At 70.7% G+C, this 6600-nt stretch carries 2 protein-coding genes, 1 other RNA gene and 1 pseudogene; 1 reads left to right on the top strand and 3 read right to left on the bottom strand.

Annotation, left to right across the window (positions count from 1 at the left end; genetic code table 11):
- Positions 1-294: 294 nt before the first annotated feature.
- Positions 295-667: a transfer-messenger RNA gene (ssrA, locus tag VF665_RS17660) on the bottom strand.
- A 522-nt stretch (positions 668-1189) separates the two neighbouring features.
- Between ssrA and VF665_RS17655 the strand changes: the two genes are divergently transcribed.
- Positions 1190-1759, top strand: a complete 570-nt coding sequence (locus VF665_RS17655; RefSeq protein ID WP_331054768.1) for an outer membrane beta-barrel protein — start codon at positions 1190-1192, stop codon at positions 1757-1759.
- Between the two features lie 92 nt (positions 1760-1851).
- On the opposite strand, the gene VF665_RS17650 is transcribed toward VF665_RS17655, so the two are convergent.
- Together VF665_RS17650 and VF665_RS17645 are read right to left on the bottom strand one after the other, a co-directional pair.
- A complete protein-coding gene (locus tag VF665_RS17650) occupies positions 1852-5703 on the bottom strand; it encodes a bifunctional RecB family nuclease/DEAD/DEAH box helicase (protein WP_331054767.1) in 3852 nt (1283 codons plus the stop codon).
- A gap of 320 nt (positions 5704-6023) precedes the next feature.
- Positions 6024-6600, bottom strand: a pseudogene (locus VF665_RS17645) (hypothetical protein); the annotation flags it as partial.

Here is a 6600-nt window from a genome sequence, read left to right as displayed (position 1 = left end):
GCTTCCGATGCACGCCCGGCTGCGCGCCGCGCTCGGACGCTGCGGGTGCGGCGGGAGAGGCTGGCGCGCGCCACGCCGGACCACGGCGGGGCGGACGCTTCGGTCCGGGATTCTTCAGTCGCGCATGAACGCGGTGCCGGGAAGAGCGCGGCGCACGCTCCTTCAGAATGACGGCTCATATAATCTGATGGAAACAGAAAGCGGCCCGCGCCGGGGATGGCGCGGGCCGCATTCTGTTGCTCGATGGACGACAAAACGCCGGACCGGGCACGAAGCCCGATCCGGCGTTTTGATGTATGGAGCTGGCGGGAGTCGAACCCGCGTCCGCCTACAGATCCCCCGCAGCGTCTACGTGCGTATTGCTCTGTTCTGTTCTCCTCGTCCCCTCATCGGCCAGAGCAAAGCCCATCAGGAACCAGCCGTAAAGTTCTCACCCGCGCCGTTACGGCGCCGAACGCGGGCCAGCTCGATTTTAGCGACATCTGACGACCCGCCTCGAGCAGGGCTGATCGGCAAATGGGAGGTAAGGAGCCGTTAAGACTCTACTTACGCAGCCAGGGCGAAGTTATCGTTCGCGGTTACAATTTCCCGGAGGTTTTACGAGTGCTCCGAGCACCTCGGCACGCAGCCACGGCTTCACCATACACGTCGAAACCATGACAGCCCCAAACCCAAGTTTTCAACCGACGTGATCAATCTAGCGGGGTTGGGCGGAGGTGTCAATGCCGTTGGTGCGAAAGGGTTTAGGGGAACAGAAGTGCCCAGGTTCAAGTGCCCGGTGCCCAGGGACGGACGTACACGCAGCGTCTCTCGTCTGAGCGGATGAATCCGCCGCTCGAACCGCGGAAGCCCAACTCCCGGCCGCTGGCGCGTCCAGGATCGAGGCTTCAACCGACCCGCGCGGAGTCTGGGCCGGGGGTCGGGCGGCGCTGTCCACCAGGGTGGACGCGCTTCGACAGGCGTCGTACAGCGAAGGGGACGCAACCCCGGTTTTTCCGAATTGTTCCATGCGCCGGAAATCGCTAAAGCTTACGCAGGTAATCACTTACGATCAGTCGTCGAGACGGGTTGTGGCACAGTGCTCGCGAAGAGGGACCGGCACAAGCGCTCTCCGGACCGCACCGGACGCATCCTCCGTGGATGCCGCGGGACCGGAGAGAGTACGGTGACCAGACATGGGTACGGAACGATGAAGAAGGTTTTGTTTGCGGCGGTGGCGCTGGGTGTGGCGGCGAGTGCGGGGACGGCCGCGGCGCAGTCTCCCATTCCGTTTTCGGTCGGCGGACGCGCGGATTACGTGATCCCGACGGGCGACTTCAAGGACGTGGCGGAGAACGGCGTCAGCTTCGGTGCCTCGGCGTCGGTGGGCGTGGCACGCGGGCTGGGGGTGTACGGCAGCTACGACTACGCCACCTTCGGGAGCACCACCAACGAGGACGCCGACGCGGTGGACAAGGGGTTTTCGGCCGGCATCACGGCCGCCATCCCCACCGGCAGCGCGCGGGTGCGGCCGTACATTGGCGGCGGCGCGGTCTTTCACCAGCTGGAAGTGGACGGCAGCGATCAGGGAATCGACAGCAAGACCGGCTTCGAGCTCGGCGGCGGGCTGGCCTTCGACGTCGCGCCCGGCCTGGTGCTGAGCCCCAGCGTGGGCTACCGGCGCTACGAGGCCAAGCTGCCCGTCGCGCTCGGGCTGGCGGAGTCGAGCCTGAACGTGGAGTACTTCAGCGCCGGCGTGGGCCTGAGCATCGCGTTCTGATCTCACGCATCCACATGTGAAAGCGGGTCCCGGGCGTTCTGCCCGGGACCCGCTTCATTCTATCCGACGAGGGACGGGGGCTGCACACGCGGTCAGCGCGTTCCGGTGCGCACGGTCAGCGACACGAGGGCGCCGTCGGGGCCGGGGATCTGGATGACGCGCTCGTGGCGGAAATGGGCCGGGTAGCCCTTGATGGCCATCGACTCGGTCATCGTCTCCTCGTCGCGCGGCAGGGTGCGCAGCACGTCGTCGCTCATCAGCACCACCAGCTTGGAGCGCGGGCGGGTGATGGAGACGTTGAAACGATTGGGATTCAAAAGGAAGTCCGCCTCGCGCTCGGCGTACTCGCGGTCCGCGACGGCGTAGGAAACGATGATCATCTCCCGCTCGTTGCCCTGCATGCGCTCCACCGTGTCCACCACGGGAAGCTCGCCGCGCGGCCACCCGCCCGCCACCAGTTCGCCCAGGATGGCCGCATTCTGCGCCCGGTGGGGGGAAAGCACGGCCAGCCCGTGCGCGCGGAACGCCTCGGGCGTGTACGCGTCCCCGGTCGCGGGATCGCGCATCGCGGCGCGGGCAAGGCGGGCCAGGCGCGCGGCCAGGCCGGCCTCAAACGGGTTGCGCGCCGTGGCGCGGACCCCGGCGTAGGTGCAGAACACGGCTTCGTCGTCCGGCCGCAGCAGCGCGTCCCACAGCAGCCGGTCCACGGGATCGGACGGCTCGGCCGTGGCGGAAAGCGCGAGGCGCCGGTGCGGGTCCATCGACACGAAGCCGGGATAGAAGAGGCGCGCCGGCCACCGCACCAGGGCGCGGTTCATCCGCCGGCTCTCCCGCAGCGCCAGCCGCCCGAACCGCTCCGCGAAGTGCGTGAACGCCGACCCGAACAGCGTATCTTCCCTGGGATAACGGCCGTACAGGATGGGCGGAAGCTGCCGGTCGTCGCCGCACAGCACCACGCGCCCGCCGGGGCGCAGCGACGACAGGGCGATCAGCGCCTCCGGCACCTTCATCTGGCTCGCTTCGTCGATCACCACCACGTCGAACAGCGGGCGGATGGGGACGCCGGATTTCGCGTCGTCCTCCTCCGCGTCGCCGTTCATCGTCCGCATCTGCTTCCACAGCGACCACACGGTAGAGCCCGCGACCAGCGGCAGGCCGTCCGCATCGGAAGCCGCCAGCGCGCGGGGGAGATGATCGTCGCGGATCACCTCCACCTCCACCCCGGCGAGGTCCTCGTCCGCCTCGCTCCCCCGCCCCGCCAGCTTTACCGCCCGCAGCGGCGAATTCAGCCCGGCGGAGGCCAGTTCGCGCGCCACGCGGGCCAGCACGTTCACCACCGCACGGTGCGTTGCCGCGGTCACCAGAATGCGAAGCGGACGCCCCGCCCCGCGCGCCGCCGCCGCCATCCCGATCAGGATCCAGGCGAGCAGGTACGTCTTTCCCGTCCCTGGCGGCCCCCAGATGACGGAAACGGACTGGCCGAACGCGGCGCGCCAGGCCGCCTCCTGCTCCGCGTTGAGCGCGTAGCCGCGGCGCGCGTGCGCCACGGCCACCGTCTCCCGCCACCCCGCGTCCGCATCCAGCGGCGTCGGACCCGATTCCGGCGCTCGTCCCTCGAGCAGCGTGCGGACGGTGGCGGATTCTCCGTGGCTGCCGGCCAGGGCGCGCAGGCTCTCCACCACGCGGCGCGTGTTGAAGTCCACCGAGGCGCGGTCCAGCACGCAGACGCGGTTCAGGTCCAGCACCGGGCGCCCGTCGTAGCGGTCCGCGGCCAGCTTGTCCCACGGGGTGTCGGGCGCGAGCGCGACGCGAGGCGGCGAGGAGGCCAGGTCGTAGTCGATCAGCTCCACCATCAGCTTGCGGCGCAGCCACGGCTTTACGTCCGTTTCCGCCAGCATGCGGCCGTCGTCGTTCGTCAGCACCAGGGCGAAGTCGCCGGGGCGGAACTTGGCCTCGCGGCAGGCCGGATCGAACTCGAACACGGCGTGCCCGTTCGGCAGGCGCTCCACCAGGTGCAGCCCGGAGATCGATTCAAAGCGGCGCGCGCGGTCCGCCGTGGGGAGGGCGTGCAGGGCGCGGATGGACGCCGCCTGCTCCGCCGCCTCCGCCAGCGTGAACAGCCGAAGCTGCTCCAGCGCGGGATCATCGATGGGCGCGCCGCCCTCGCCGAACGCGCCGGAGTCCATCCGCAGCATGGGATCGCGGCGGCGCAGCGCGTGGTCGCGAATGGCGCGGATCACGGAATCCACCGCGGACAGCTTGCTGGTCACAGCGCGGACGATCTCGTCGCGCACTCGCTCCGGCGCCTCCTCCCGTCCCGCCACCGGGTGCGCACGGCGGCGCCATACGTCGTGGATGCGCTCGAACGCCACCTGGCTGCTGAACGGCCAGCCGTAGTCCGGCCGCGTGCGGTGCACCCACGCTTTTTCCGCCGGCTGCAGCGCGTCCGAGACGGAGGCCAGGTCCCACGCAAAGGGGATGGGAAGCGCGAACAGTTCGCTCACCACGTCCAGCACCACCGTCCCGGGCGGCGGCGCGCCGGAGTCTCCCCCGGGGAACAGGAGGCGCGCGACGCCCGCGATCCCCGGCTGCGTTCCCGCGTCGCCCAGGTGCCGCTGCAGGCAGTCGCGCAGAAGCTCGGCCTCGCCCGCGTCCCACAGGTACACGTGCGCGCCCCGGCTCACACGGCGCGCCCCTGCCTGCGTGTCGCGCGTGGCGGCTTCCGTATCGGCCACGATCTCCGCGGCGCGCACCAGAAAGCGGCCCAGCACCTCACGCTCGCCCGCCTCGCTCCCCTGCGCGGACACGAACACGTCCGTCCGCGGCGGCGCGCCCGCGCGCTCCGCGCGAAGGCCGATGGCGAACACCGCCCCGCTCACCGGGTCCGCCTCCGCGGTGACGATGACCTTTGCCGCCTCGAACGGCGGCATGCGGAAGCTCTGCTTCTCCCCCTCCTTCAGCTTGCCGAAATCCAGCGCCTGCACGCGCTTCTTGAGCACCGACTCCGCGGATTCGAGCGCGTGGCAGCCGGTGTAGACCCCCCTCTTGAACTCCGCCGTCCGCAGCTGGCGCACGGTGCGGATGCCGCGGCCGCGCAGTTCGCGCGCGGCGAGCGGCGTGAGCCCCACCACGCGCGACAGGTGGTCCGTGCGCTCGGCCTCGGCGCGGCAGTGGGCAAAGAAGGCGCACGAGGTGCAGCGCGGACGCAGGTGCCACTCCGCCTCCGCGGCAGACGCGGCGGCCACGCGCGGCAGCTCATCCCGCAGAAACGCCTGCACGTGATGGCGATACGCGGCCAGGGGAAAACGTTTGGGGCCGCGCGAGCCGCGGGTCCACAGCCATCCCCAGCGCGTGTCCACGACGGCGTCGATCCCCTCCGCGCGGCAGATTTCCTCCAGCAGGAGTGCGTAGAACGCGACCTGCGCAAAATGCTGCAGCGCGCCCTCGCGGCTCCACTTGATGTCCGCCACGCCCAGCCGCAGCCGCCCGCGCGCGTCGCGCCCCAGCCGCACCAGGTCCGGCTGCGCGGGCGCGATGCGCACCTCCGCGGGAATGCCGTGGCGTGCACGGAATCCGTCAGGAACGCGCAGTTCCGGCTGCACCAGCCAGCGCGCGCCCCCCGGCTCGCGCAGCGCGCGCACGACGGCGGCATAGGCGAGGCGTTCCGTGCGCCCGTCCGCGCCGCGCTCCGCCACCACGGCGCGCTCGCCGAAGTGCGCGATCAGCCGGTCCATGGCGCGCGCCTCCCACCGGCGTCCGGCGCGCGTGAGCAGCTTCATCCCCGGCCGCTGGCCGATGACGGGGCCGAGCGCGGGGTCGGAGTTGGGCGCGGGAACGTCCGCGCCGCGCAGGCCGCGCGGCACCATCTCCCACCTGAGCTGCCGGTCGCAGTCGAAGCGGAAGTACTGGGCGAGGAGGGTTCCGGTGAGGCGGAGGGACTGCAAGTGCTGAGTGCGTGAGTGCGTGAGTGCGTGAGTGCGTGAGTGCTGGGTGCGTGAGTGCGGAACGGCAGTACGAGAGTACGAGAGTACGAGAGTACGAGAGTACGAAAGTGGGCCGGTCCGCGTGCGCCGGCGTGCTCGGTGTGTTCCGGTGGACGGGAAGGTATACGGCGGGCGCGGGCGGCGGGAGGGCTTGACTCTGCCCGCATGCGGCGCTCGCCCTCCGCGCTTCGGCTCGCGGCGGCGTGTTTCGTCTGGGCCGTGGCGGGAGAGGAATCGCCGGAATGGATCACCGGCGCGGTATACGACCGGTGGCGCGTGGATCAGGCGCGTTCGATTGCCGCCAGCGCGCGGATGTGCTGAATGACCGCGCGGGCAGTTTCGGCGGCGGCGTACCCGCCTTCCAGCACGGAAACCAGGCGGCCCCCGGCGCGCTCATCCGCCCACTCGCGCAGCACGGCGGTGATGGTGTACACCTCATCCGGCTGCACGGCGAGCGGGCCCTGCGCGTCCGCAGCCAGGATGTCGAAGCCGGCGGAGAGCAGGACGAAGTCGACCGGCTTCTGCACGTTCGCCAGCGCCGCGCGGAGCGCATCCGCGAACGCCTCGCCGTCGCTCCCGGGCGCCAGCGCCGCGCCGGGGATCGCGGGATGTTCGTCCGCTGACGGATCAGGGTTGGGGAACGAGCGGGGATGCGCGTGGATGGAGATGAGCTGAACTCCATCGTCTTCCGCCAGCAGGCGGGCAAGCGCGACGGGCGGTCGCGCGCCCCACCCAACGACGAGCACGCGCTCCATCCCGTGCCGCACACGCAGGTCACGCACGGCGATGGCGGCGTGGTTCACCAGCGAAAACTCGCCAGCGGCGTCCGCGCCTGCGCCGCGCCCCGGCGGCCGGGTG

Source organism: Longimicrobium sp., assembly GCF_036387355.1.
GTDB lineage: Bacteria > Gemmatimonadota > Gemmatimonadetes > Longimicrobiales > Longimicrobiaceae > Longimicrobium.
This window is presented reverse-complemented; position numbering and strand designations above follow the sequence as displayed.

Bases quoted from the DNA above. Each gene is read 5' to 3' on its own strand.
- VF665_RS17655 (WP_331054768.1), top strand. From the start codon at position 1,190: ATGAAGAAGGTTTTGTTTGCGGCGGTGGCGCTGGGTGTGGCGGCGAGT.